At 29.2% G+C, this 25,776-nt stretch carries 23 protein-coding genes; 15 read left to right on the plus strand and 8 right to left on the minus strand.

Features of this window, described 5'->3' with window-relative positions; all coding sequences use genetic code 11:
• The first annotated feature begins 98 nt into the window (after window positions 1-98).
• The 3 genes from ABWP78_RS06240 (at window position 99) to ABWP78_RS06250 (ending at window position 3,520) form a co-directional block, all read left to right on the plus strand.
• The gene (locus ABWP78_RS06240; RefSeq protein ID WP_353169918.1) at window positions 99-893 is read left to right on the plus strand and encodes a sulfite exporter TauE/SafE family protein; all 795 of its coding nucleotides are present in this window, start codon (window positions 99-101) and stop codon (window positions 891-893) included.
• Between the two features lie 30 nt (window positions 894-923).
• Window positions 924-2,498 carry a S41 family peptidase gene (locus ABWP78_RS06245; RefSeq protein WP_353169919.1) on the plus strand — a complete coding sequence of 525 codons (1,575 nt, stop codon included), beginning with the start codon at window positions 924-926 and terminating at the stop codon, window positions 2,496-2,498.
• 170 nt (window positions 2,499-2,668) lie between these two features.
• Window positions 2,669-3,520 carry an aldose 1-epimerase family protein gene (locus tag ABWP78_RS06250; RefSeq protein ID WP_353169920.1) on the plus strand — a complete coding sequence of 284 codons (852 nt, stop codon included), beginning with the start codon at window positions 2,669-2,671 and terminating at the stop codon, window positions 3,518-3,520.
• Between the two features lie 67 nt (window positions 3,521-3,587).
• Here ABWP78_RS06250 and ABWP78_RS06255 read toward each other — a convergent pair whose 3' ends face one another.
• Window positions 3,588-4,265 (minus strand): Crp/Fnr family transcriptional regulator, encoded by a 678-nt coding sequence (locus ABWP78_RS06255; protein ID WP_353169921.1) that lies wholly within the window; start codon window positions 4,263-4,265, stop codon window positions 3,588-3,590.
• A 109-nt stretch (window positions 4,266-4,374) separates the two neighbouring features.
• Between ABWP78_RS06255 and ABWP78_RS06260 the strand changes: the two genes are divergently transcribed.
• The 8 genes from ABWP78_RS06260 to ABWP78_RS06295 all read left to right on the plus strand — a co-directional run bounded on the left by ABWP78_RS06260 (window position 4,375) and on the right by ABWP78_RS06295 (window position 12,999).
• Window positions 4,375-6,762: a heavy metal translocating P-type ATPase gene (locus ABWP78_RS06260; RefSeq protein ID WP_353169941.1), complete on the plus strand. Its 2,388-nt coding sequence runs from the start codon at window positions 4,375-4,377 to the stop codon at window positions 6,760-6,762.
• Window positions 6,763-6,850: 88 nt separating this feature from the next.
• Window positions 6,851-7,003 carry a cbb3-type cytochrome oxidase assembly protein CcoS gene (gene ccoS / locus ABWP78_RS06265; protein WP_353169922.1) on the plus strand — a complete coding sequence of 51 codons (153 nt, stop codon included), beginning with the start codon at window positions 6,851-6,853 and terminating at the stop codon, window positions 7,001-7,003.
• 19 nt (window positions 7,004-7,022) lie between these two features.
• Window positions 7,023-9,200 carry a cytochrome-c oxidase, cbb3-type subunit I gene (gene ccoN / locus ABWP78_RS06270; protein WP_353169923.1) on the plus strand — a complete coding sequence of 726 codons (2,178 nt, stop codon included), beginning with the start codon at window positions 7,023-7,025 and terminating at the stop codon, window positions 9,198-9,200.
• A 4-nt stretch (window positions 9,201-9,204) separates the two neighbouring features.
• The gene (locus ABWP78_RS06275) at window positions 9,205-9,375 is read left to right on the plus strand and encodes a CcoQ/FixQ family Cbb3-type cytochrome c oxidase assembly chaperone (protein WP_353169924.1); all 171 of its coding nucleotides are present in this window, start codon (window positions 9,205-9,207) and stop codon (window positions 9,373-9,375) included.
• A gap of 11 nt (window positions 9,376-9,386) precedes the next feature.
• Window positions 9,387-10,322 (plus strand): cbb3-type cytochrome c oxidase N-terminal domain-containing protein, encoded by a 936-nt coding sequence (locus ABWP78_RS06280; RefSeq protein ID WP_353169925.1) that lies wholly within the window; start codon window positions 9,387-9,389, stop codon window positions 10,320-10,322.
• A gap of 63 nt (window positions 10,323-10,385) precedes the next feature.
• Window positions 10,386-11,807, plus strand: a complete 1,422-nt coding sequence (gene ccoG / locus ABWP78_RS06285) for a cytochrome c oxidase accessory protein CcoG (protein ID WP_353169926.1) — start codon at window positions 10,386-10,388, stop codon at window positions 11,805-11,807.
• Between the two features lie 24 nt (window positions 11,808-11,831).
• Window positions 11,832-12,278: a FixH family protein gene (locus ABWP78_RS06290; protein WP_353169927.1), complete on the plus strand. Its 447-nt coding sequence runs from the start codon at window positions 11,832-11,834 to the stop codon at window positions 12,276-12,278.
• A gap of 19 nt (window positions 12,279-12,297) precedes the next feature.
• Window positions 12,298-12,999: a sulfite exporter TauE/SafE family protein gene (locus tag ABWP78_RS06295; RefSeq protein WP_353169928.1), complete on the plus strand. Its 702-nt coding sequence runs from the start codon at window positions 12,298-12,300 to the stop codon at window positions 12,997-12,999.
• A 157-nt stretch (window positions 13,000-13,156) separates the two neighbouring features.
• On the opposite strand, the gene hemN is transcribed toward ABWP78_RS06295, so the two are convergent.
• From hemN to ABWP78_RS06330, 7 genes are all read right to left on the minus strand, one after another.
• Window positions 13,157-14,518, minus strand: coding sequence for an oxygen-independent coproporphyrinogen III oxidase (gene hemN, locus ABWP78_RS06300; RefSeq protein WP_353169929.1), 1,362 nt, complete (start codon window positions 14,516-14,518; stop codon window positions 13,157-13,159).
• Between the two features lie 112 nt (window positions 14,519-14,630).
• On the minus strand, window positions 14,631-15,446 hold the full coding sequence (locus tag ABWP78_RS06305; RefSeq protein ID WP_353169930.1) for a purine-nucleoside phosphorylase: 816 nt from the start codon (window positions 15,444-15,446) through the stop codon (window positions 14,631-14,633).
• A 296-nt stretch (window positions 15,447-15,742) separates the two neighbouring features.
• Window positions 15,743-16,423 carry a DUF481 domain-containing protein gene (locus tag ABWP78_RS06310; RefSeq protein ID WP_353169931.1) on the minus strand — a complete coding sequence of 227 codons (681 nt, stop codon included), beginning with the start codon at window positions 16,421-16,423 and terminating at the stop codon, window positions 15,743-15,745.
• Between the two features lie 95 nt (window positions 16,424-16,518).
• Window positions 16,519-17,727, minus strand: a complete 1,209-nt coding sequence (locus tag ABWP78_RS06315; protein ID WP_353169932.1) for an ion transporter — start codon at window positions 17,725-17,727, stop codon at window positions 16,519-16,521.
• 12 nt (window positions 17,728-17,739) lie between these two features.
• Complete coding sequence (locus tag ABWP78_RS06320; RefSeq protein WP_353169933.1) at window positions 17,740-18,471, minus strand: LEM-3-like GIY-YIG domain-containing protein; 732 nt, start codon at window positions 18,469-18,471, stop codon at window positions 17,740-17,742.
• A gap of 56 nt (window positions 18,472-18,527) precedes the next feature.
• The gene (locus ABWP78_RS06325) at window positions 18,528-20,423 is read right to left on the minus strand and encodes a KAP family P-loop NTPase fold protein (RefSeq protein ID WP_353169934.1); all 1,896 of its coding nucleotides are present in this window, start codon (window positions 20,421-20,423) and stop codon (window positions 18,528-18,530) included.
• Window positions 20,377-21,495, minus strand: a complete 1,119-nt coding sequence (locus ABWP78_RS06330) for a hypothetical protein (RefSeq protein WP_353169935.1) — start codon at window positions 21,493-21,495, stop codon at window positions 20,377-20,379. The genes ABWP78_RS06325 and ABWP78_RS06330 overlap by 47 nt, the downstream gene beginning before the upstream one ends.
• Before the next feature lie 80 nt (window positions 21,496-21,575).
• Between ABWP78_RS06330 and ABWP78_RS06335 the strand changes: the two genes are divergently transcribed.
• From ABWP78_RS06335 to ABWP78_RS06350, 4 genes are all read left to right on the plus strand, one after another.
• Window positions 21,576-22,856: a hypothetical protein gene (locus ABWP78_RS06335; protein WP_353169936.1), complete on the plus strand. Its 1,281-nt coding sequence runs from the start codon at window positions 21,576-21,578 to the stop codon at window positions 22,854-22,856.
• 71 nt (window positions 22,857-22,927) lie between these two features.
• Window positions 22,928-23,959 (plus strand): hypothetical protein, encoded by a 1,032-nt coding sequence (locus ABWP78_RS06340; protein WP_353169937.1) that lies wholly within the window; start codon window positions 22,928-22,930, stop codon window positions 23,957-23,959.
• Window positions 23,959-24,810, plus strand: coding sequence for an EamA family transporter (locus ABWP78_RS06345; RefSeq protein ID WP_353169938.1), 852 nt, complete (start codon window positions 23,959-23,961; stop codon window positions 24,808-24,810). The genes ABWP78_RS06340 and ABWP78_RS06345 overlap by 1 nt, the downstream gene beginning before the upstream one ends.
• A gap of 342 nt (window positions 24,811-25,152) precedes the next feature.
• On the plus strand, window positions 25,153-25,533 hold the full coding sequence (locus ABWP78_RS06350; protein ID WP_353169939.1) for a hypothetical protein: 381 nt from the start codon (window positions 25,153-25,155) through the stop codon (window positions 25,531-25,533).
• The last annotated feature ends 243 nt before the right edge of the window (window positions 25,534-25,776 follow it).

A 25,776-nucleotide genomic window follows, 5' to 3' on the forward strand; every position in this document is an offset into this window, starting at 1 on the left:
TTATTTTTACAAATATACTACAACTTAAGTCGAATTAAAAAGTTATAAAATAATAGTATATTTGAAAATAATTTTTCATCATATTTTGAATAAAATTAATGAACCTACTCGAACTCTTCTCACAACACGACATTTCAATACTTATTTTTATGGCTATTGCCTCGCTTTTCGCAGGTTTTATTGATGCTATCGTTGGCGGTGGCGGATTAATTCAATTTCCAACTTTTATGATTTTATTTCCAAATTCAAGTATTCCAACTGCTTTTGGAACGAATAAAATCGCTGGATTTTCAGGTACTTCAATAGCCGCGGTGCAATATGCTAAACGAGTAAAATTTAATTGGAAATTATTATTCATTACTGCTTTTAGCTCTTTTGTTTTTTCTTTTATTGGCGCTAAATTAGTGAGTCGAATCGATGTGAATATTCTGAAACCTTTTATCTTTTTTATGTTAATTGCTATTGCCATTTATACGTTTAAAAAGAAAGATTTTGGTTCGTTTGCTACAAAAGTTTTATCCGATAAAAAAAAGTATTTATTTGGATTTTTATTAGGTGTTACCATTGGTTTTTATGATGGTTTTTTAGGTCCAGGAACAGGAAGTTTTTTAGTTTTAGGATTTGTAGCACTTTTAGGATTTGAATTTTTAGAAGCTTCCGCATATGCAAAAGTAATTAATTGTATTACCAATATTTCTGCCCTTTATGTGTTCCTTTCGCAAGGAAATTATATTTTAGAAATTGCAATTATTATGGCAGTTTTTAATGTTTTGGGAAGTATAATTGGTACCAGAATGGCTATTTTAAAAGGCAATCAGTTTATTCGAAAATTATTTTTATTGGTTGTAGTCCTAATGATTTTTCGTTATGGATATGATGTTTTTTTTAGTTAGATTTGTTTTTCATTATAAAATCCCAAATTTATGAAGAACATTTTAATCCTTTTCGGTACGCTATTTCTATTTTCTTGCCAATCTACCAAGAAATTTAATCAGCTATTAACACAACCTATTGCAGTAGCTCAGCTTCAAAAAGACGTTGATTATTCGTATAAAAAACTCAAACAATTACATCCAAAATTGTATTGGTACATTTCTAAGGAAAAATTAGATTATAAGTTTGATAGCTTAAAAAAATCTATTCAACAACCTATGACGGGTTTGGCTTTCTATAAAGAATTGAGCCAAGTGGTTAAGAATGTTGGACAAGGGCATTTAAGCGTTTCACCAAGTTTGCTGAAATCTACAAAAAAAGAAGCAAAGGCACTAAATAAAAAAGGAAAATCACCTTTTTCACAATTTGATTTTGAATATATCGACAACAAATTAATAATTTTAAAAAATCGCTCGCGTCATACTATTTTAGCGAATACCGAAGTTGTTTCCATAAATTCTGAAAAACCATCCGATTTAATTTCATTATTTTCTAAAAGAATAGCTTCGGATGGTTATAATACAACTTTTATTAATAGATATTTAGGAAAATATTTTGGTGCGTTTTTTAATTTAGATAAAGGAAAAGTACACGATAGTTTACATCTACTCCTAAAACTTGAAGGTAAGGATTCTCTTTTTGTTGTGAAACGAGACACATTTGGTTCAAATTCAAATCAAAAAAAGCCGAAATTATCAAAAAAAGAAAGAAAAGAGAAAGCCAAATTTAATAGTAAATACGGTTTTAATAGTGATACTAAAACATTTACAAGAGAATTAAAATTTTTGGATAAAGATAGTATCACAGCAATGATGTCAATAAAAGGGTTTTCAAATGGTAATTCGCACGATTTTTATGAAGATACTTTCAACGTATTATCTGTAGCAAATACTAAAAATTTAATTATTGATTTACGTTATAATGGTGGCGGAAGATTGAATGAAATTGCTGATTTATATAGTTATTTAGTTTCTGAACCTTTTGTCTTTATTGACGATTACGAAGTGGTATCAAAAACCAGTTTTTTGCATATGAATTATTTTAAAGGAAGTGGTTATGTTACTAAGTTTTTTAAGATTTTAGGCGCGCCTATTTTTTATCCTTTATTTTATTTGAAAACAAGAAAAGAAGCAAGTGGTACCTATTTAAGTAATCGTCATTCTAAACAAAGTAAGCCAAAACCGAATAATTTTAAAGGAAAAATTTACGTGTTAATTAATGGTGGTAGTTTTTCGGCATCAAGTATTATTTCTTCAAATTTAAAGTCAAATCAACGTGCTTTCTTTGTTGGTGAAGAAACTGGAGGTGCTTATAACGGAACGGTTGCTGCTCAAATGCCTTTGGTGCAATTGCCAAATAGTAAAGTGAATTTACGAATAGGTTTAGCTTTGGTAAGTGCCGCGGGTAAAACAAATATTGAAGGAAGAGGTGTTTTTCCTGATAAAGAAATTTTGCCTACTTTAGAAGATAGAAAAAACAACATTGATCCAGAATTGAATTGGATTTTAGAGGATATTCGAAGAGAAAAAGAAGTAGAATTATTAATTAAACCCAAAAATAAATAGGTACAACACAGATTTTAGAAATTATTAAAATTTAGAAATCAATAAATCCCTGCTAGCCTTGCGAAAATCTTTGCGAACTTTGCGGTTAAAAAATAAATAGGTACAACACAGATCAAAGAAATTATTAAAATTTTTAAAATCTCTTTAATCTGTGTTTAAAAAAATACAAAATGATAGTTACAATTTTAAACTCAACTTTAACAGCAACCATAAATACACTGGGTGCAGAATTAATTTCATTAGTTAAAAACAATAAAAATTACATCTGGAATATCGATGAAACGTATTGGAATAAAACCTCACCGGTATTGTTCCCCATTGTCGGACGATTGAAAAATGATAGTTATTCATTAAATGGTAAAACCTATCAATTACCACGACACGGATTTGCCAGAAATATGGAATTTTCTTTTGACAAAAAAAGCGATTCTCAAGTTATTTTTGAACTTAATGAAACCGAAGAAACAAAAGCAATTTATCCTTTTAGTTTTAAGTTATTAATGGCATACACATTGATGGAAAACGAATTAGTTATTGAATACTTTGTACGAAATCAATCGGATGAAGTACTTCCTTTTTCTATTGGAGCCCATCCGGCCTTTGCAATATCAGATAAACTTGAAAATTATTCGTTAGAATTTAATGCAGCAGATACTTTAGAAACGCACCATTTAGAAAATGAAAGTTTTAATGGTAAAACAACTTTGGTTGATACAAAAAACAATGCTATTGCTTTAAATTATGCTTTATTCGAAAAAGATGCGTTGGTTTTTAAACAATTAAATTCAAATGAAGTTACTTTAAAAAATAATGACAAAGCGATTTTAAAAGTAAATTACGATCATTTTCCATATTTAGGAATTTGGACCAAACAAAATGCTCCATTTTTATGTATTGAGCCTTGGTGTGGTTTAGCAGATAGCATAAATAATAACGGAAATTTAGAAGAAAAAGAAGGAATAAATCATTTACCAGCTGGCGAAGATTTTTTACGAGCAATTCGAATTGAAATTTTAGAATAATTAAATCCAATAAATTTGTGTTCCAATCAGGCGTCACAAACGTGGGTAATTTTTTTTAAAATACGAATTAAATTATCCTTTGTAATTCTTTCTTATTGGTAATTGTAATTTTTTTGCCTTGCAAAGAAATCCAACCTTCTTTATTAAATTCAGATAATAATCTAATACAACTTTCCGTGGCGGTACCAATTATTCCTGCAATTTCTTCTCGAGATAGTTGGATTTTTAAACTTCCATCTTCGTGAATACCAAAGTCGGTTTCTAATTTTATTAAAACTTCTGCCAAACGTTGTTTTACTGTTTTTTGTGCCAAATTTACCATGTTATCATCAGCATCTTTTAAGTCACCACAAACAGATTTCATCATATTTAATGAAAACTGATTATTTTCATTAAAAAACTGTAAAATTTCTTGTTTTGGAATATAACAAACTTGCATGTCTTCAATTGCAATGGCACTTAAATTAGTAGATTCTTCGCTTATCAAAGAGCGTTGTCCTAAAAGTTCTCCTTTTTTTACGAGTTTCACAATTTGATCTTTTCCGTTATCGCTAAGTTTTGATAATTTACAAACGCCATCTTTAATACAATAGATACCATTTAAGGCATCACCTTCGTTAAAAATTGGTTCTCCTTTTTTTACGGTGTATGATGTTTTACAATCGGCAATTCTCAATAATTCATCTTTGTTTAATGCCTTTATAGCACTAAATTCTCTTACAATACATTGTTCACATTTCTCCATAAAAACAAAATTAGTTGAAGTTGGCACAAATTTACAACTTGTATGACAAATATCATATTTTACTTATGAACAAAATTTAACCTTTGTTTAAGGTAAAATGAGCATTATTATGGAAATTAAAAATTGTTTTCATTGTGGTAAGGAATATACTGCAAAAGAAGAAATACAATTTGACGAAAAATCATTCTGTTGTGTGGGATGCAAAACAGTATATGAAATATTTAGTCAAAATGATTTAACGTGTTATTACGATTTTCAAACGGCTCCTGGAGCCACACCATTAGAAATTAATGGTAAATATGATTTTTTAGATGATGAAAAAATTCAATCCAAATTGTTGGAATTTCAAGAAAATACAATTTATATTGTTTCCTTATACATACCACATATTCACTGTAGTTCATGTATTTGGATTTTGGAAAATTTACAAAAACTTCAAAAGGGAATAAGTACTTCTCAGGTTAATTTTACCCAAAAAAAGGTTCGAATTACCTATAATTCAGAACAAACCAATCTAAAAAACATAGTTTATTTATTGTCATCCATTGGTTATGAACCTTATATTAGTTTAGAAAACTACGAAACAAACACGAAACAAATTGATAGAAGTTTAATTTATAAATTAGGAATAGCTTTTTTCTGTTTTGGAAATATTATGCTGTTGTCATTCCCAGAATATTTTGAAGTAGATGAATTTTGGATTAATAAATATCGAAATTTCTTTAGAACGTTGATTTTCTTTTTATCCTTACCTTCTTTTTTATATTCGGCAAGTGGCTATTATATTTCTGCATATAAAAGTATTAAATCTAAAATGTTAAATATCGATATTCCAATAGCTTTAGGAATAATTGTAATGTTTGTGCGAAGTGTAATTGACATTACTTTCGATTATGGACAAGGATTTTTTGATAGTTTGACAGGATTGGTTTTCTTTATGTTGTTAGGAAAATTATTTCAACAAAAAACCTACGATTTCTTGTCATTTGAACGCGATTTTAAATCTTATTTTCCAATTGCTGTGAAGAAAATTAATCAAAATGGAGATGAAGAACCTTGCCAAATATATGATGTAGAAAAGGGTGATAGATTAATTATCAGAAATCAAGAATTAATTCCAGTTGATGGCATATTAATTTCACCAAAAACAGCTTTAGATTATAGTTTTGTAACCGGTGAAGCCATACCAATTGAAAAAAAGTCCGGCGATAAAGTTTTTGCAGGTGGTAAACAAATAGGCGGTATAATTGAAATGGAAGTATTGTTTTCCGTTTCGCAAAGTTATTTAACGCAACTTTGGAGTAATGATGTTTTTCAAAAAAAAATAGACCAAAAACACAAATCGATTACAGATAAAGTAAGTCAATATTTTACTCCGGCTTTGCTTATATTGGCTTTTGGATCCTTAATTTTTTGGTTGTTTATAAATGCGTATTTAGCGTTTAATGTTTTTACTGCGGTATTAATTGTTGCTTGTCCGTGCGCATTAGCATTAACAGCTCCTTTTACTTTAGGAAATGTATTGCGTATTATGGGAAACAAAAAGATGTATTTAAAAAACGCCCAAGTTATCGAACAAATGGCAAAAGTAGATACAATTGTTTTTGATAAAACAGGAACGATTACCTCATCTTTAAAATCTAATATTGAATATATAGGTGAAACATTATCGCAAGTAGAATTTGCCAAAATTAAAAGTATTGTCAGAAATTCAAATCATCCTTTAAGTCGAAAATTATATGAATTTTTACCGCAATCACAATTAGCTGAACTTACTAATTATGAAGAAATTGTGGGTAAAGGAATGTTAGCTGAAGTTGATAATTTAATTTTCAAAATTGGCTCACTACAATTATTAGAAAAAAAAGAAGATTCGGAATTAGAAAAAAGCACAAAAGTGCATGTAGAAATTGATAAGGTGTACAAAGGCTATTTTGTATTCAATCATCAATATAGAGAAGGTTTAAATTCATTATTCCAACAGTTGGAGAAAAACAATTACAAAACTGTGGTTTTATCGGGTGATAATGATGGCGAAAAGGATTATTTACAAACCGTTTTACCTCAAAATACCACATTGGTATTCCATCATAAACCAGAGCAAAAATTAGATTACATTCAAAAACTTCAAAACGAAGGTAAAAATGTAATGATGGTTGGCGATGGATTAAATGATGCTGGCGCTTTAGTTCAAAGTAATATTGGAATTGCACTTTCAGAAAATGTTAATGTTTTTTCACCAGCGTGTGATGGTATTATGGATGCTTCGCAATTTCAAAATTTGTTTTATTATATTCAATATTCTAAGAATGCAATGAAAACTATTTATATGAGTTTTGGGCTGTCGTTACTATATAACTCAGTAGGATTAGCTTTTGCTTTAACAGGTAAATTATCTCCTTTGTTTGCAGCGATTATAATGCCAATGAGCGCCATTACTATTGTAAGTTTTGTTACAATAGTAACCAAATTTTATGGTAAAAAAATCAAGCTGTAATTTGTAATTAAAGATAAATTCAATACATGACTAATATCATATTTAATTGAATCACACTAATCTAATTTTGTTTAAAACTTATAGAGGTATGAGTATCATATATTTTCTTATAACCATTAGTATCTTAATAGCAATTGTGTTTTTAATCACGTTTATTTTCGTTGTAAAAAGCGGACAATATGATGATGATTATACACCGTCGGTTCGAATGCTTTTTGACGATGAATTAAAAAAAAACTAAAACTAATAAACAATTAATTATGGAAATGCAACAATTTCGTTATGATAATAAAATCGTTCGTAATTTTATTTATGCATCGCTACTTTTTGGAGTAGTTGGAATGTCAGTAGGACTACTTGTGGCTTTGTTTTATCTTTTTCCAAATTTAACGGACGGTATTCCGTGGTTAAGTTATGGGAGACTAAGACCGTTACATACCAACGCAGTTATTTTTGCGTTTGTTGGAAATGCTGTTTTTGCAGGAGTATATTACTCTTTACAACGTTTGCTTAAAGCAAGAATGTATAGCGATTTTTTAAGTCAGGTTAACTTTTGGGGTTGGCAACTTATTATTTTAGGTGCGGCTATTACATTACCGATGGGAATCACTACGTCAAAAGAATATGCCGAATTAGAATGGCCTTTTGATATTGCTATTGCCCTAGTTTGGGTAGCGTTTGGAGTAAATATGATTGGAACTATTGTTAAGCGAAGAGAACGTCATATTTATGTTGCTATTTGGTTTTATATTGCCACTTTTGTTGCAGTTGCCTTATTACACATTGTAAATAGTATTGCAATTCCTGTTTCATTAACAAAAAGTTATTCTGTTTATGCAGGTGTACAAGACGCTTTGGTACAATGGTGGTATGGTCATAATGCGGTAGCGTTTTTCTTAACCACACCGTTTTTAGGATTAATGTATTATTATTTACCTAAAGCGGCTAACAGACCGGTATATTCATACAGATTATCAATTATCCACTTTTGGTCGTTAATTTTCTTATACATCTGGGCAGGTCCACACCATTTATTATATTCTACATTACCAGATTGGGCGCAAAATTTAGGCGTGGTATTTTCAATTATGCTGATTGCTCCATCTTGGGGAGGTATGATTAATGGACTACTAACTTTAAGAGGTGCTTGGGATAAAGTAAGAACTGATGCCGTTTTAAAATTCTTCGTAGTTGGAGTTACAGGTTACGGAATGGCCACTTTTGAAGGTCCTATGTTATCGCTTAAAAACGTAAATGCGATTGCACACTTTACGGATTGGATTGTTGCTCACGTTCACGTTGGTGCATTAGCTTGGAATGGTTTTATGACATTTGGTATGATTTATTGGATTATACCAAGAATTACAAAAACAAAATTATATTCAGAAAAATTGGCCAATTTTCATTTTTGGATTGGAACATTAGGTATAATTTTATATGCTTTACCTATGTATGTTGCAGGTTTTGTACAGTCATTAATGTGGAAACAGTTTAATGAAGATGGCACTTTAATGTACGGTCAGTTTATGGATACCGTTATTGAAATTATGCCAATGTATGCTATGCGTGCCATCGGTGGTGTGTTATATTTAGCAGGTGTTTTAGTTGGAGTTTATAATGTGATTAAAACAGTTAAAGCAGGTTCAGCTGTTACAGATGAAGAAGCAGAAGCAGTTGCATTGCCAGTAATCGCATCAAGCCGATTGAGAAATGAAAAATTACACGCTTGGTTAGAACGTAAACCAGTTCAATTTACAATTCTTACAGTTCTTGCTGTTTCAATTGGAGGATTAATTCAAATTGTACCGATGTTAATTGTTAAATCTAACATTGCTACTATTACAAGTGTAAAACCATACACGCCATTAGAATTAGAAGGTAGAGATTTATATATCAGAGAAGGTTGTAACAATTGTCACTCTCAATTGGTTCGCCCATTTAGAAGTGAAGTAAAACGTTACGGTGAATACTCTAAATCTGGAGAATATGTATATGATCATCCCCATTTATGGGGTTCAAAAAGAACAGGTCCCGATTTAATGCGAGTAGGTGGAAAATATCCTCATAGTTGGCACTTTAGCCATATGTGGAATCCACAAGCTACCACAACGGGTTCTATAATGCCGGCGTATAAATGGATGTTTGATAATAAGAAAATGAAGCATGACGACATTCAGAAAAAAATGAGTGTTATGAAAACGTTAGGTGTTCCTTATACGGATGCTGAAATAGCTAATGCATTTGTTAGCATTGAAAAACAAGCTACTGAAATTGAAAAGGGCTTAGAAACCGATCCAAATTTCTCTAAATCGTATGCAGCAAGTAAAGAAAAAGCAAAAATTACAGGTGAAACTTTCGTACAAATGAAAGATAGAGAAATTGTAGCTTTAATTGCTTATTTACAACGTTTAGGAACAGATATTAAAGTAAAAAAATAAGGACATGTTGAAATTTGTAAAACACAACTTAGAAGGAATTAATGGAGTAGAGATTTATCCAATAATATCGTTAGTAATTTTCTTTGTCATATTTATTTCCTACTTAGTGTATGCTTTGTCTTACAGCAAAGAACAAGTGAAAATTATGAGTGAATTACCTTTTAACGAGAAATAAAACACAAGATTATGAGAAAATATATTCCAGTTTACATTAGGTTTCCGTTTTTTTACCTAATTGTTTTTGCCTTATCAGAATATTTTATCGATTCTGGAGACCGTCCAGCTTTTGTAAAATATCCAATAGTGCCATTAATGCACGTATTATTAATTTTCATTTTTATTGTAATAGAAGTGATACTGAATGCAGTTGACAATGTGTCATATCAATTATTATCAGATGAAGCTAAAGTGCAATTTGATATTGATAAAGCTAAACCATTTACACAATCCGAGTTTTATAAAAAATGGGTGTTTAAAATTTCAGCTTTAAAACCAATCGAAGATGAGAAAGACATCCAATTAGATCATGATTATGATGGAATTAAAGAACTAGATAATGGTTTGCCACCCTGGTTTACGGGTTTATTTTATGCTACAATAGTTTTTGCATTGGTATATTTAGTTCGTTTTCATATTGTTGGAGATTACACACAAGACCAAGAATATGTAATGGACAATACTTTAGCCGAGAAGCAAGTAGAAGCATATAATAAAACAGCTCCTGATTTAATGAATAAAGATAAAGTAACATTACTTACGGAGCCAGCTGCTGTTGCAGAGGGAAAAGCAATTTTCACAACCAATTGTGTGCTTTGTCATAAAGCTGATGGAGGTGGAGCAATTGGTCCTAATTTAACAGATACAAGTTGGATTTTAGGTGGTGGAATTAAAAATTTATTTAAAACAATTACCGAAGGTGGTCGTCCAGGAAAAGGAATGGTAGCTTGGAAAGAAAGTTTAAAACCTACAGAAATTCAAAAAGTGGCAAGTTACGTTTTATCGCTTCAAGGGACTAAACCAGCCGTTGGAAAAGCACCAGAAGGTGACGTGTGGTATGAAGATGGAGCCGCAAAATCAAACACTGCCGAGTTGATTGTAACCGATACTATTGCAAAAAAATAATAACAGTTTGGATTCATTAGTGTGCCCAAATTTGTTTCAGCAGAATGCTAAATACAAATATAAATGCCAAATATTGAAGAGGATAGTTTTCGTGACTCCATTGGAACTATAAATGAAAAAGGAAAGAGAAAATTTGTTTTTCCAAAGAAACCGCAAGGAAAATATTACGATAGGAGAAAGTTACTAAGTTATTTATTATTAGCGTTTTTACTTTCAAGCCCGTTTATAAAAATAAATGGAAATCAGTTCTTATTATTTAATGTATTAGATCGTCGGTTCAATATTTTCGGAATGCCTTTTTGGCCTCAAGATTTTTATTTGGTTGTAATTTTAATGATTACAGGTGTAGTTGGATTAACCTTATTTACTGTAGCTTTTGGTCGAATATTTTGTGGTTGGTTTTGTCCGCAAACTATTTTTATGGAAATGGTTTTCAGACGAATTGAATATTGGATAGATGGCGATAGAGGTGCTCAAATAAAATTAGAAAGTCAAGAATGGAACGCAGAAAAAATTAGAAAACGTGTATTAAAATGGTTTGTGTTTTTAATTATTTCCTTTGGTATTGCCAATGTGTTTTTAGCATATTTAGTTGGAAGTGATACACTTGAAGCAATGATTGTTGAAGGGCCGCTAAGTAATGTAAAAACCTTAATTGTGTTATCCATTTTTACAGGAATTTTCTATTTTGTTTTTACTTGGTTTAGAGAACAAGTTTGTATTATTGCGTGTCCGTACGGAAGGTTACAAGGTGTTTTATTAGACAATAAATCCATTGTAGTGGCTTACGATTATGTTCGAGGAGAAAGTGAAAATGGAAGAGCTAAATTTAAGAAAAATGAAGACCGAAAAGAACAAAAAATTGGTGATTGTATTGATTGTCATCAATGTGTAAATGTTTGTCCTACGGGAATTGATATTCGTCATGGTACGCAATTAGAATGTACCAATTGTACAGCTTGTATGGACGAATGTGATTTGATGATGGAGAATGTTAATTTACCTAAAGGATTAATTCGTTATGCAAGTGAAGTGGAAATTTCAAAAAAAGAAAAATTCCAATTAACCACAAGGATGAAAGGTTATATCGCTGTTTTAGTAATATTAACAACCGTGATGGTTTCAATGATTTTATTGCGAACAGAAGTTGACACGAAAATTTTAAGATTATCAGGTCAGTTGTACGAAGAAAAAGGAAAAAACATCAGTAATGTATATACGTACAGAATCATCAATAAAACGAATGATAATTTAAAAAACATCACATTTAAGTTGATTCATCCCAAACAAGGAACATTAAAATTAGTTGGGAATGCAACGTTGCACGTTGAAAAAGCTAATGCTGCAACAGGAACTTTATTTGTTGAAATTCCATTGATTTTATTGGAAACGGATAATACAAAAATTAATATTGAAGTACATCAAGGAAATAAAGTTATAGAAACTATTACTACTAATTTCTTAGGTCCAAGAACATTTAATTAAAAATATAAATAAAATAAAACAAATATGAAATTTAACTGGGGAACAGGCGTAATTATAGGCTTTGGAAGTTTTATGACTTTTATATTATTTTTTGTGTTTTTGGTGCAATCAAATTCAAAATATGATAATGAATTAGTTGCTGATGATTACTATAAACAAGAAAGTAAAGTGCAAAGTGATATTGAAAGTCAAAATCTTTCAAACGCCTTAAAAACAAAATTAAAAGTAATAAAAACTTCAGAAGGCATTCAAGTATATTTTCCTGAAGATATAGATTATAAAAAAATAAAAGGAACTATTTCCCTATACAGACCGTCAAATCAAAAGTTGGATTTTGAAATGAAAATTTCTTTATCAAGTCCAATAATGCTCATACCTAATCATAAATTGATTGGCGGTCTTTGGGAAATATCTATAAATTGGAAAGTAGATGAGGTTGCTTATTTAAATAAGGAGACGATTTATTTTTAATTTACGATTATAAAAAAAAATGCTTTATTCTGCACTAATATTTGGGTTTATAAGTAGTTTGCACTGCGTAGGTATGTGTGGGCCAATTGCTATGATGCTCCCAATAGATCAAAATAATTCATTTAAAAAATGGATCCAAATTGCTACTTATCAAATGGGTAGAGTAGTGGCTTATGCTTCTTTAGGTTTGCTATTTGGTGTTTTAGGTTCTGGTTTTTTCTTTGCTGGATTTCAACAGCAATTATCTATTTTGGCGGGTATTTTTATGATTTTAATTGCCATTATTCCTGAAAAAAAATTAGCACAGTATAATTTTTCAAAACCCATATACAAACTAATTTCTAGTGTTAAAACGCAATTAGGATTACAATTTAAAAACAAAAGTTATAAATCGTTATTTCTAATTGGACTTTTTAATGGGTATTTGCCTTGCGGAATGGTATATGTTGCTCTGTTTGGCGCTATGGCTATGAATCACGTTTTTTTAGGAAGTTTGTATATGATTTTGTTTGGGTTGGGAACCATTCCACTAATGGCTGTTTTTGTAAATTTTTTTAAAAGTACTTCGTTTACTTTTTACGCTAAATTTCAAAAAGCAATTCCTGTTCTTATGATTTTAATGGGCATATTATTTATTGTAAGAGGTTTTGGTTTAAATATTCCATACGTTTCTCCAAGTTCTATGAATTTACATATTCAGTCAGAAGTAAATTGCCATTAAATTGTTGCCGACAAGACATAATGTTACGAAGTTGTTTTTTGCAATCGCTTTGAAATGATTTAGGATTACATTTAGTTAGCTTGTTTGTTATGCTATAAGTATCTTACGTAAATAATTTTTAGACCTGACAGGTTTCTAAAACCTGTCAGGTCCTTAGTTAAACCGTCATTGAAAACAATTCTGTTTGTGGAGCCGCTCTTTTTAGTCTTAAATCGAAAGCCATACAAATATTTCTAACATACGCTTTTCCAAAATCGGTTACAGTTAATTTATTAGTTTCAATGTAAAGTAAGCCATCTAATTGCATTTCGTATAAAGAATATAAAACATCATATATTTCTGGAAAAAAGGTGTCTTTGTTATCCCACGAAGTTTCAAAATGACACATTAAATTTAAAATATGTTTCCTGATTATTACATCTTCAGAAGTTAAATTATGTCCTCTAAATACAGGTAAATTATTGGCATTAATTTTTTGATAATAGGTTTCTAACGATTTTTCATTTTGTGCGAAACTATTCCAACTATCACTAATAGATGACACACCTAGACCAATCATTAGCTCCGTTTTCGTAGCGGTATATCCCATAAAATTCCGATGCAATGTTTTGTTTTTAAATGCCAAATACATTTCATCAGAAGGTAAAGCAAAATGATCCATACCGATTTCAATATAACCCATTTCAAGCAACATTTTCTTGCCTAATTCATATAATTTTCTCTTTGTATCACTTTGAGGAATGTCTTCATCATTAAACCCTCGCTGGCCATTTCCTTTTAACCAAGGTACGTGCGCATAACTGTAAAACGAAATTCTATCGGGTAAAAGCGATTTTGTTTTTAAAATAGCATCTTTAATATTTTCCAAGGTTTGAAAAGGCAATCCATAAATTAAATCGTGCCCAATTGAGGTATAGCCTATCTCTTTCGCTAATAAAGTTATTTTTGACACATTATGAAAAGATTGAATCCTATGAATAGCTATTTGTACTTTTTCACTATAATCTTGTACGCCAAAACTTACTCTTCTGAATCCTAAATTATATAATGTTTGCAAATGTTCTTTTGTAGTATTATTGGGATGTCCTTCAAAACTAAAAATATAGTTTTCTGCTTTATTTGCTGTTTCAAAAATACCTTCAAGTAATAAAGTTAAATTTTCTGTTGAGAAGAATGTTGGGGTGCCTCCTCCTAAGTGAATCTCTTTTATATTTGGTTTTCTTGAAAATAAATTGCAGTACAAACGCCATTCTTTTATTACGGCTTGTATATAAGGTAATTCTAACTCATGACGTTTCGTAATGCGTTTGTTACATCCACAAAAGGTACATAGACTTTCACAAAAAGGCAAATGAATATATAAACTTATGCCTTCTGTTTGGTTCGAAATTTTAAACGTTTCTGTTAGATTTTGAATCCATTTTTTTTCTGAAAACGCATATTCTTCCCAAAAAGGAACTGTTGGATAACTTGTATATCTGGGACCAGGCACATTATATTTCTGAATTAAAGATGTCATAACTTTATGAATTTATCACAAAAATATGGGTATTTATACTAAATATTTATGATAAATATCATACGAAGAAAGTAATGTTAATTTGAAATATAAAATAGATTTAGAAATCCAATTAGGTATAAGAACAAATTAATTCTTTAATTAACATTCTAATTTGAGGTTCGGTATTTTTGGCTGCTTTTAGTACTTCTTCATGTGAAACACCTTCTATATTTTGTTCATTTCCCATATCGGTAATAACAGAAATTCCAAACGTTTCCAAATCCATATGTCGTGCAACTATTACTTCAGGAACGGTACTCATACCTACACAATCGCCACCAATATTTTTTATCATTTTATATTCGGAAAGCGTTTCATAAGTTGGACCTTGTAATGCTACATAAACACCTTCTTCTACTTCTATATTTTTAGCTCTTGCAATTTCTTTTGCTTTTGCAATCATATGGTGGCTGTATGGTTCACTCATATTTACAAATCTTGGCCCTAATCGCTCGTCGTTTATTCCTCGCAACGGATGTTCAGGCATCATGTTAATATGATTTGTAATCAAAACAATGGACCCTACTTTATATTTTGAATTTACGCCTCCAGAAGCATTAGAAACAATTAATTTAGAAACACCCAAATATTTCATCACCCGAATTGGAAAAGTAACCTCCTTCATGCTATGTCCTTCATAATAATGAAATCGGCCTTGCATTGCAATAACTTTTTTAGTTCCTACCTTTCCAAATAGTAAAGCACCTTTATGACCAGCAACAGTTGAGGTTGGGAAATTTGGTATCTCCGAATAAGGAATGGTAAATTCAATAGAAATATCTTCTGCAAAATCCCCTAAACCGGAGCCTAAAACTACTCCGTATTCTGGTGTGAAATTTGTTTTTGCTTTTATGAATTCACAAGTTTCATATATTTGATTTAACATGTTTTGAAGTATTTATTTACTCAAATATACGAAAATAATGGTATTTTTTATTTAAAAACGCATGCTATTTTGTAGGAATCATTCTACAAAAAAATATCATTTATTATATTTAAATTTGAGAAATGTTTTTGCCCCTAAATTGATTATTATAAAATTCCCCCAATTTTTATAATAAAAACAGAAACATTAATGCTAGATTTTTTCAGCATAGTTTTGTTAAAAGACTTCAAGAATACTTGAAGTCTTTTTTTTGTTTAAATTTAAATAGTTTAGAATTAGAATCACCTTTTTTGTTATTAATTAAATCCCAAATCGTAACTAAAACCAAATAATATTTGTGAATCGGTATTTTTAATTTCAATGTAAGGTGTAGAGTGAAAACGATACCTAATTGTGGTATATATTTTAAAATGCTCAAAACTATAAACTATTTTAGGTTCTAAATACATGCGATAATCTTTAAAATCTTCCGAATTAAGCTGGTAATAAAATACGGTATTGTTTTGTAAATTATCAGTGATTTTAAAGTTAAAAAAGGAACTAAAACTATATCTGTAATTTATAATATGTACTTCCTCTTTACTATTTTTTAAATACATTTCATTTTCATAAAATGGACCAAAGGCAACATCTAAGTAGTTTTTATCTTTTTTAAAAATATTTTTACGATAGCCAATTCCTATTAAATACCGACTATTCAAAGATAGAGAAACCGCTTTTTGGCCTTGAACAAACGTATATACAGAATTGTTTTTTAATGCATAACTATATCGTAACTGACTTGTATAATCAGATGAAATTACCTCTTTGTCTTGTGAAATATATTCATAATTAAAAAATAACCGAACTAAGTTTTTATCTTTTTTAAAAGCAAGTTGATTGGCAGAATTAATCTGTATTAAATCTATGTTTCCAGAGGTATAATCCCCATCAAAACTTGTTGTAAACACAAATGTACTATCTAACTTACTAGACATGCTCTCTGTATTTACAATAGATTGCGCCCTTGCAAGTGTAGCAAAAAGCATTATAAAAATGAACCTGATATTATTTTTCATATAAAATTGTAATTTTAGACCACACCACCTTTAAAAATATTTGCAAAATCTGAAATATATTGATAGTATTCCACTCCGTTTGATTTTAAAATAGAGACATTAATATGAAGCAGTAATACATCATTTTTAGTGTCACTATGAATAAAATTTGCTACGTGATTTTTTTCTGGTTTACCAACCGTAGCGTGTTTTGCAATTAACTTCTCGTACTTGTCAGCAATTAGCTTAGCTTTGTTGTAATATTGATCTAATTTTTCTTTATCGGAAAAATAAATACCATTATCAAAACTAGTATCCCCCTTTTCACTTCCGATATTAAACTGCATTAAATAGTCATTATTACCTGCATTTACCATAAATATACAAACCCCATCATCCTGCATAATTGTAGAAATATCATTTTTGATTTCGTTTAAAGCGGGTAATGATACAGATTCTTCGAAGTAATTTTCATTATTAATCATGTTTAATCTATTCTCCTCTAACAATGTAAATTGCCCAAACTTTTCATTTGATATATAATTGGCTTGAAGAAGTTCTGAAATTGCTAATCCAAAATGCCCAAAATAAGGTTGTGTAAAAGGGTAGAGGTTGACTATTGTTAATTTAGAATTCCTGTTAATGCATTGGCCATAAGTTCTGTTTAGATTTATGTACTCTAACCCAACAGTATTTATACCATCCAAATTTACATTAGTTATCTTAAACTTTTTTGAAAACTCACATACTTGTAAAACAGTACTCTCAGATATTCCCATTTTGTATTTAATGTCACTTATACTCAACCATTTTCTTGGCAAATGTGATACATTTAGTTCTCTTTTAATTTTTATTACAGGCGCTAAGTATTCTACAGTAAAAGCACTTTCTAATTTGGCTTCGAGAGCTATTAATTTTTTTAATAATTTATCATTTTCTATTTCTTCAATAAAACCCGACGCAATAATACCTGCTGGAAGCGCAAACATTCCAACTCCAAGAATAGCTATTAAACCGGATAAAAATTTACCAGCAGGAGTGATAGGATTTATATCTTCACCACCAGTAGAAGTAAGGTATTTATCAATTCCCCACCACAATGAAGTATATAAATTTTCAAATGATTTAGGTTGCGCCTCGTGTTCTAAAAAATACATTAGTACCGATGCAATGATAATTAAAACCAAAATCATTCCTAGTGATACACTTAGTTCAGTTTTCTTGTTTTTTATTGCTTTTATCATGAATTTTAGGTGCTATAAGTTATATCGAATTGGATTTGCTGCACCAGGTTTTTTTACATGCGCAATTGATTTATTTAAATAAATGTCTTTTATTTCTTTTGGTGCATCTACACCGTTAAAACCCCATCTGTTATTTATTTTATTATTTTCTGTTGCTGCGGCATACCAACTGTTTATTTTAAAAACCCCTATAATTATTCCTTGAAATTCAGATAATGCATATTCTAATTCATTAATTCGGTTTTTATTAATTACCCAGGATTCTTTAGTAGCTGCGTAAATGGCATTATTTGAGTTTTTTACTTTTGCATATTGTCTGTTTATGTTAATAATCACCACATTATGTAATAAATTTTCAAGTTTTGGCGCATTATATTGTCTAATTAATTCATCAGTAGTTTTAATACCATAAAAACCACTATCGTGACCTGACACTTCGTTTGTTAATGTATTATAATTAAAATTATGATAATCAATTAAGGTGGCTTCAACTAAAAACGCCTCTTTTTCTGTAAGGCCATGTCGGATAATAAGATGTTGAATATCTAATTGTTTGTCTAAAATTTCCTTAATTTCAGTTTTTTTCAACGAATTAATTTCACTTTTATTTTCAAGAACTTCTTGTTTATGAGCAAAAACTCTATTGTCAATTCCTTTACCGATGTAAAAGACGTTTTTAGTTAATGGATTTACCAAAGCATATACATAAAAGCCTAATTTAGTAACGGTTAAATTATCAAACATATTTAATTGATTTGGTTAGTATTCTTGAGTAATTAATTCCCATTAACTTTTTTTCATTATTTGTAATTTAATGATAAGAAGTCTTTTAACTCTGCAACGTTTAATTCCTTTGAAACTTTGAAGGCAACTTTTTGTTTTTCTTTGTCTTTAATTGCAACAAAAATCAATCCTTTAGGTAAATTAGAATGGTCTTTCACTCGCACCAATTCAATTCCTACAAGTTCAGTATTTTTTGGTGGATTGTTTAAGTAACCAAAATCAAATCTAATAGAACTACTCATGATTTCGTGTTTCTTTCCAGTTTCTTCTGAAAAAGATAAAAAGGTATCGAATAAATTTTGATACGTTTTTAATTTTATTTCAAGTCCTTCTTTTTTGGCGCCGTTAGTAATTAATTCTTGTTTAATAGTTTCAACTTTAGTTTTTATATCAGAAAAAACAGTTTTATTTCCTCTTTTTTCAATTACACCTTTCAAATTCACATCGTCATCAACATTGGTTATTGAAGCAAATTTTAGAGCCATAATAATTTTTTCTTCTAAATCATCTATTCTATCTTTAAAATTATTTCTTAAATAATTAAATAACTCTAAGATGTTAAATACTTTTGATTTTAAATACACATCATTTTGACAAGCACCATATATAATTTGTTCCCAGTCTTCATCTAATTTATCATTATCACCATATTTTTGAATATCTAGTTTAACGGCGTCTAAATTGATGTTGTTTTTATTTGCAAACCCTTTATCCCAATCATAAATATCAGGCATTTGAGTAATTAATCTAAAAATTTTAGGATAGGATATTTGTACTCCAATCATTGCAAATAGAATCAAATCATCTTCAGAGTCTGGAGCGTTGTCTCCAAAATCTGATGCATCATTTTCAAAATCAGAGTTTCTTAAATTTCTTAATAACGAAAATGAATTAATATATCTTTTTAAACTTCTTGGATTAAATCCAATAGTATATTTTACAACATTTGTATATGAATCATTAAGTTCTTCCGGAATTCCGATAGATAAGGAACTTAATTTTTCAGACAGTAAATTTCCCATATCATAAGTCCCTGTTGGCATTGAAAATGGCACTTGGATTATTTTATCAAAAAAGGAACGAAATTCGCGTTCATTTTCTTCGGTTTTTTTACCAAATTTCGATTCTAAACCTTTTACAACTACATCATAATCAATTGCCAATACAAAAACACAATTAGGTACATCAAATAAGTTTTTCAAACTTTCTAATACTTCTACAGCTTGATCTGGCGGGATACGATCTAAATCATCAACAAGAAAAACCACTTTTTTATAATCATTATTTGGATCCTCTATTAATTTTGCAATAATATTTTCAATTTCTTTTTTTATCTCAGCAATTTCTGCTTGCTCTCTGTTTGCTTCTTCATGAACCATAGCGCCTTTTATATCGACACCTGTTTGGTTTGCTATTACTTGATTGGCCACATTTCCAAAAAATGAAAAAACTTTTTTCATACCATCTTCAGTCTTCTTTTCGATAGTCCAATTTTCTCCACAACTTAACTTTAAATTGGTAAGCATACCTTTTAAAATAGCAGGCGTAGTTTCAGCTGGATTTCTAAACATACTATATTCCCAGGTGTTTACCCAAGAAGTAGCTATATCTTCGCGTTTAAAATGCTCTAATAACATATAAAGCATGGATGTTTTTCCGGTTCCCCATTCGCCTTGCAGACCAACAGTTAAAGGTGTATCGCCTTGTTTGATGAAATTTGATAAAACAGCACTATAACGAGACATTTTTAATTTGTCTTCACTATTTTTTTCAATTGGTTTGTCGGTAATACAAGATTTTAATTCCATAATTTTTTTTTGAGATTTATATAGTATGTAATGGGTGTTTTTAATTGAAAGCCCTCTTTTATTTTTGTATGCGATATCTAATTTCGTAGTGAAATGTTTTCTCATAAAGTGCCACTACATCTAACCAAACATAGGTGTTAGAGAATGAACTTGTAGATTGAAGACCTATGTAAGAAAAACCAGAATAAGGTTTTTTTATTAGTCCAACGCGACTTTGAGTAGACAAAGCACTATTATTTATATCATACTTAAATGCGCTTGCATATTGCTTGCCTGGGTATTGCAAGAATTTTTTAATTTCTTTTTGTTTATCAAAAAAGAAAACATTTAAAGTGTAGTCTTCATCTTTTTTAGGTGGAAAAAGTGAATTTAGTATTTCACGGCTTAAACTAGAACTTTTTTCTTCTGATTCCCAAAGTGGTATTCCTAAAACTTTTACTTTTTTAGAAATTCTATTTACGTCATTAAATAACTTTCCATCTTCTCTTTCTGTTTCGTCTTCACCCGATATTCTTAGTGTGTAAATAAATTCTTTCGTATTTTTTGGTATTTCTATGGGTGCATAAACTTTGCTTTCCCCAGACATGGTAAAAGTACTTGAAACTACAAACTTCTTAGGTTGATTAAATACTTTTTCAAAAGCCATTGTGGTTCCAATTTTACTTTTATTGGTTTTTTTACTAACCACAACAGAGTCTCGAACTAATTTCGCATTACTTAAATAATTGGCTACACTTCCAGATTTTCTAGAAACGTCTAAATTATAATAGGATTCTTTTGGAAAATAAATTTTAACAGAAAACGGGTTATCAAAGAACACATCATAAGTAAAATTAACATCAGAGGTTTTTTTGTATGTTTTTACAATTCGGCCACTGCGTTGCTCTACGATTGAGAAAAACTTTACTTGATTGTCAGAATTAAATTTAATTTGAATGGTATCTTTACTTAAACCGAAAAAATCTTTTACAATAAAACTATCAGCTGCTGCCAATTCACCCTGATTTGAAATAACATTTTCGAACTTTAAATCTTTTTCAGTAATTTCCTTTTCTGCAATTGCAGTTTCCGTAGGGGTTTCTTTTTCTTTGTTTTTAGGAGTATTATTTTCGTTTTTTCCTCCGCATGAAATTAGTAATAAGAATAGTACTAAATGTAGTGTGTTGTTTATTTTCATGGTTTTTAGTTTTTATGTTTCAAATTAATATTCAAATTTAAATTAAAATTTATTATATTTAGCCCAAATATAGCCCATATATGCATAACGATTATTTTCAATTACTAATTGATATTCAAAAAAAATCTAATATTACTGTAACTTCTATTAGAGATGTAAAGTATTTAAAGGAAGAATTAGATGCGGTTACAAACAAACCGCTTGGTTTTAATACATTAAGAAGATTATTTGGTTTTTTAGACAAAACAGTCCCTTCAATTACAACCTTAAATTCGTTATCCATTTATCTTGGTTTTTCATCGTTTTCTAGCTATAAAAACCATCAGGCCAATTATAGCGAATGGTATTTTCAACAGAGTTTATTGCGTATGCAAAAACTAAAAAAAATTGGCAAAGAAGAAATAAATAAAATAAACATTGGATTACTAGACGAAAAAAACATTATATATCTATCTTATTTTTTATCTTTTCAAGTCGAAAAAAATAATATAGAAATTTTAAATGCTGTTTTTAAATATGTTGATTTTAAAAATATCACAGGCACTCAGTTTCACAAATTTTCTACGACTATTTCCTTAAGTCTTACAGATATACCAGAGAAAAAAGCATTGTCTATTTATGAAACACTAATTCCCTATGATACTTTTAGAAATAATATTCCATTGCTTTTTATAGACTATACTAATCTAAATTCGAGGTATTATAAAATTCTAAATATTATTGAAAAAAACGCAGCAAATGAATCAGATATATTCTTTGTTTCATTAATGCGATTTTATAAAAATTATTATTCTGAAAACGCGTCTCATTTAAATTTTCAAATAAACAAGCCAACAGAATTTTCTAGTTTTTATTCGGTATTAAAAGGTAGATTTTACGGATATTGTATTCTTAAATCACAAAATGTTAGTGAAAGTTTAAAAAATGAAATAGTAAAGGAATGTACAACAGTTCGTGTAAGTTTTTTCTTAGAAGAAATCGTTCCAGCATTAATAATTAAAGAGGAATACGACTTTTTAAAAGAAATAATGGATAAATATTATGAAGAGCTATTTGAATCTGATATTTGGTCATCCACTACAACTAGTGCTATATATTTGATTGGATTGTCCAATATAAATTGGCATTCCGGATTTTACTCTAGAGCGAAAAGAAATTTAGAATTGGTGGATTTGGAGTTAGTTGAAATAGGATATTATGATTATTTAGCCTTGTTTTATTATTTTACCAAACTAAAGATCAGTTTTTCTGAAAAAGATTTTTTAGCCAATAAAGATGCATTTGGAAAATTAAAGGAACATGCTAAAAAAACAGGTTTTAAATTATTTATATCATTAGCTAAAGTTTTTTGTATGAGATAATACCTTAAACTTGAACTAACTTGAACCAAAACTTTCATTTATATTTTTTATTTTTATAAAAAAATCTGCTTATGTATTACGATAAAATTTTGCTTGATAAAATTTTCAACAAAACAGGCGTCTATATTACAAATAAAAACGAATGTAAATTGCTAAGTCAGATTATTGCAAATGAAAAAATAGGTTATTTATCAGAATCTACCTTATACCGTATTTTTCTAAATCCAAATAGCAACCACAAGCCATATAAAAACACGCTAAACATATTAGCTCAATTTTGCGACTATAGTTCTTGGGATGCTTTTATTAATTATTGCGACAGTGTGTATTTGTTTACAGATCCCACTTTTTTGAACAAGACTTTCGATACTATAATTACTGATTTTGTAAATCAACAAAAATTCAATTCGTTAATTGATGTTTTTGATAGTGTAGCTCATGAAAACTACAAAACAAAAGAATATATTGGTCTCAGATCCTTTATGTCTTTTCAAAAGACGACTTCATTTTCCAATTTCATAAAAAATTATGGCACACATGATTTTGTTCGGAATATTCTTTTAGAAGCTTTATATGATCCTTTTCATCGAATTCAAGGCTATACAGATAGTTTTCAATATTATTTAGAATCAACGCATCCAAGTGATACTAATTATTTGCAAGATTATATTTTTGCGAATGCAGTTTTGTTTCGTTATTTTTATTTTAATGATATTTTAAAAGCCAAGGAAATTGGAAAAAAGCTTTATGAGTTTCCTATGAGTTCCAATGAATTTGATACCATTTATATATTTCCAAAAGCTAGATATATAGCATATAAAATGTGGTATTTACATCTTAAAGAAGCTAAGAAAAATACTTTAATTGATTATTTAGATGAAGTGTATTATTTTATTGAAAATGAATTTAATAAATCAAATTTAATTTTAGAATTAAATATAGTTTATGAAAACTTTATTGAAGTTGTTCAGCAGTTGAATTTACTGCAATTTGAACAAAAGATTAATGCATTATATGAAATGAAATTAAAATCGCTTAATATTAGTAATTTAGTTGCAATAAAATCGTTACATTCTAATGGATTATTAAATATTTTAAAATAATGTTGTATATTTTACTATCCATATTGTTATTTTCATTTAATAATATTTTGTGGAAAAAAAATTTAGAAAAACTCCCAGTTACTTTTTTGGTAGCGTATCGTGCTTTTTTTACTAGCACAATTGCATTATTTCTTTTTTTTTATTTCCATAACGAAACTCCAGTTGGTTATCAACTTATTATAAGAATAACCAGCGGCTCAATTTTTGGAGTAATAGGTTTGTTTTCTATGCTTTCTGTAATCCAAAAAGTGTCGTTACAATGGTTGGGTATTTATAATTTGTTGGGTATAGTTTTTACTTCTTTGTATTTATGCTTTTTTGAGAAAGTTACGTTTACGCAATCTATTTTTGGATTGATTTTAATTCTTATAGGATTTGTTTTTTTTATTTATAACAACAAAGAAACTCATATAAAAATTAATAAAAAACAACATGGATTATTACTTTTAATGACAGTAAGTTTTTCAATATCTTCATTAATTCATTGGAAAAATTTAACAAGTGACATTCCGCCATTATTAATTATTTCTAATCAGGAAATTGTTGTTTTTATTTTCGCTTTTATCTTCACTTTTTTCAAGCATAAAACGATAAATATTAGTGAAGTTTGTAAAAATTACTTTTTGAGAGTCATACTAATGGCGCTTATTATTTTTCTTGCTCTATTTTTTAGTTTTTTAGGATTGAAAATTACGAATCCTATTGTTTCTAGTGTCTTGTTTTTGGCTAGTCCGTTAACTACTATTTTATTATCTACGCTTATCTTTCGTGAACAACTTACTGTAAAAAATGGATTGGCTATCTTCATCATTGCATCAGGTGCGTTTATTTTGCATTATTATACCGTATAGTTTAGTTATTAATTATCCTTAATATAGTTTACATACACTATCCATACACTATCTATACACTATCTACGGAGTATCTATACACTATCTCCTTTGAAATGACACTTTTTTTATAGTCGATTTTGGTAGTAAAGTTTACTTTTCGGCGAAATATACCCTTTTGTGCAATTGGACTTTGGTATTAGGGTTTTACCTAAACTCGAACCAACTTAAACCAAAACGATATTATTTTACTACTTATTTTTACTTTTAATAAATTTAAAATAGTGGAGACCAGAAACCACTAAAAAATAAACGGGGCGTATTCTGAAAAGCCACAAGAGTAGGAATAAAAATTCAAATATTATGGCAGATATTACAGTTAACGGTAGAATTAAAGTAAAAACTTTTCAAGCTTCATTTTTAAAGAAATTTCCTTATCTAGTTCCAACTATGAGAACTCCAGATGGAAGAGGAATTGACAATGAATTAACTATTGCAGGAGCTAGAGTGAAAGCAGTAGGCGAATATAAACCATCAGGAGAATCTGAATTATCAATCAATGGAAATCTTACTGTTGGAGGTTTTGAAAAACGATTTAAAGCTGCATTTGGTATGGATTGTGAATTATGTTATAAATCTGTTGGTGGAAAAACAATGAAAACCAATTCAGATCATGATAGTTTAACTTTGTCAGGCTTAAATGCAAAATTAAAAGAAGATGGTTGTCAAACAATTACTTTATAATTTTATAAAATAATCTAACTATGTTTAATTTTATATCCAATTTCACTGATAAATTTAAAGCAAAAGATTTTCATTTATCGCCAAACAAAAAAATTAAAAGTATTCAAGCAGAATTTAAAAATAATTTTGGACTTACTTTAAGAGTTTATAAAGGAAAACAATTCGCAGATTCTGAATTGACGCTAGCGTGGAAAATCCGGTCAAATTGACCACCACTTTCCAGTTTAAATTGACCACCATTTC

This window comes from Flavobacterium sp. (assembly GCF_040402955.1).
Lineage (GTDB): Bacteria > Bacteroidota > Bacteroidia > Flavobacteriales > Flavobacteriaceae > Flavobacterium.

Coding starts and splice junctions, on each gene's coding strand:
- ABWP78_RS06240 (WP_353169918.1), top strand. CDS start 99: ATGAACCTACTCGAACTCTTCTCACAACACGACATTTCAATACTTATT.
- ABWP78_RS06245 (WP_353169919.1), top strand. CDS start 924: ATGAAGAACATTTTAATCCTTTTCGGTACGCTATTTCTATTTTCTTGC.
- ABWP78_RS06250 (WP_353169920.1), top strand. CDS start 2,669: ATGATAGTTACAATTTTAAACTCAACTTTAACAGCAACCATAAATACA.
- ABWP78_RS06255 (WP_353169921.1), bottom strand. CDS start 4,265: ATGGAGAAATGTGAACAATGTATTGTAAGAGAATTTAGTGCTATAAAG.
- ABWP78_RS06260 (WP_353169941.1), top strand. CDS start 4,375: ATGGAAATTAAAAATTGTTTTCATTGTGGTAAGGAATATACTGCAAAA.
- ccoS (WP_353169922.1), top strand. CDS start 6,851: ATGAGTATCATATATTTTCTTATAACCATTAGTATCTTAATAGCAATT.
- ccoN (WP_353169923.1), top strand. CDS start 7,023: ATGGAAATGCAACAATTTCGTTATGATAATAAAATCGTTCGTAATTTT.
- ABWP78_RS06275 (WP_353169924.1), top strand. CDS start 9,205: ATGTTGAAATTTGTAAAACACAACTTAGAAGGAATTAATGGAGTAGAG.
- ABWP78_RS06280 (WP_353169925.1), top strand. CDS start 9,387: ATGAGAAAATATATTCCAGTTTACATTAGGTTTCCGTTTTTTTACCTA.
- ccoG (WP_353169926.1), top strand. CDS start 10,386: ATGCCAAATATTGAAGAGGATAGTTTTCGTGACTCCATTGGAACTATA.
- ABWP78_RS06290 (WP_353169927.1), top strand. CDS start 11,832: ATGAAATTTAACTGGGGAACAGGCGTAATTATAGGCTTTGGAAGTTTT.
- ABWP78_RS06295 (WP_353169928.1), top strand. CDS start 12,298: ATGCTTTATTCTGCACTAATATTTGGGTTTATAAGTAGTTTGCACTGC.
- hemN (WP_353169929.1), bottom strand. CDS start 14,518: ATGACATCTTTAATTCAGAAATATAATGTGCCTGGTCCCAGATATACA.
- ABWP78_RS06305 (WP_353169930.1), bottom strand. CDS start 15,446: ATGTTAAATCAAATATATGAAACTTGTGAATTCATAAAAGCAAAAACA.
- ABWP78_RS06310 (WP_353169931.1), bottom strand. CDS start 16,423: ATGTCTAGTAAGTTAGATAGTACATTTGTGTTTACAACAAGTTTTGAT.
- ABWP78_RS06315 (WP_353169932.1), bottom strand. CDS start 17,727: ATGATAAAAGCAATAAAAAACAAGAAAACTGAACTAAGTGTATCACTA.
- ABWP78_RS06320 (WP_353169933.1), bottom strand. CDS start 18,471: ATGTTTGATAATTTAACCGTTACTAAATTAGGCTTTTATGTATATGCT.
- ABWP78_RS06325 (WP_353169934.1), bottom strand. CDS start 20,423: ATGAGAAAACATTTCACTACGAAATTAGATATCGCATACAAAAATAAA.
- ABWP78_RS06330 (WP_353169935.1), bottom strand. CDS start 21,495: ATGAAAATAAACAACACACTACATTTAGTACTATTCTTATTACTAATT.
- ABWP78_RS06335 (WP_353169936.1), top strand. CDS start 21,576: ATGCATAACGATTATTTTCAATTACTAATTGATATTCAAAAAAAATCT.
- ABWP78_RS06340 (WP_353169937.1), top strand. CDS start 22,928: ATGTATTACGATAAAATTTTGCTTGATAAAATTTTCAACAAAACAGGC.
- ABWP78_RS06345 (WP_353169938.1), top strand. CDS start 23,959: ATGTTGTATATTTTACTATCCATATTGTTATTTTCATTTAATAATATT.
- ABWP78_RS06350 (WP_353169939.1), top strand. CDS start 25,153: ATGGCAGATATTACAGTTAACGGTAGAATTAAAGTAAAAACTTTTCAA.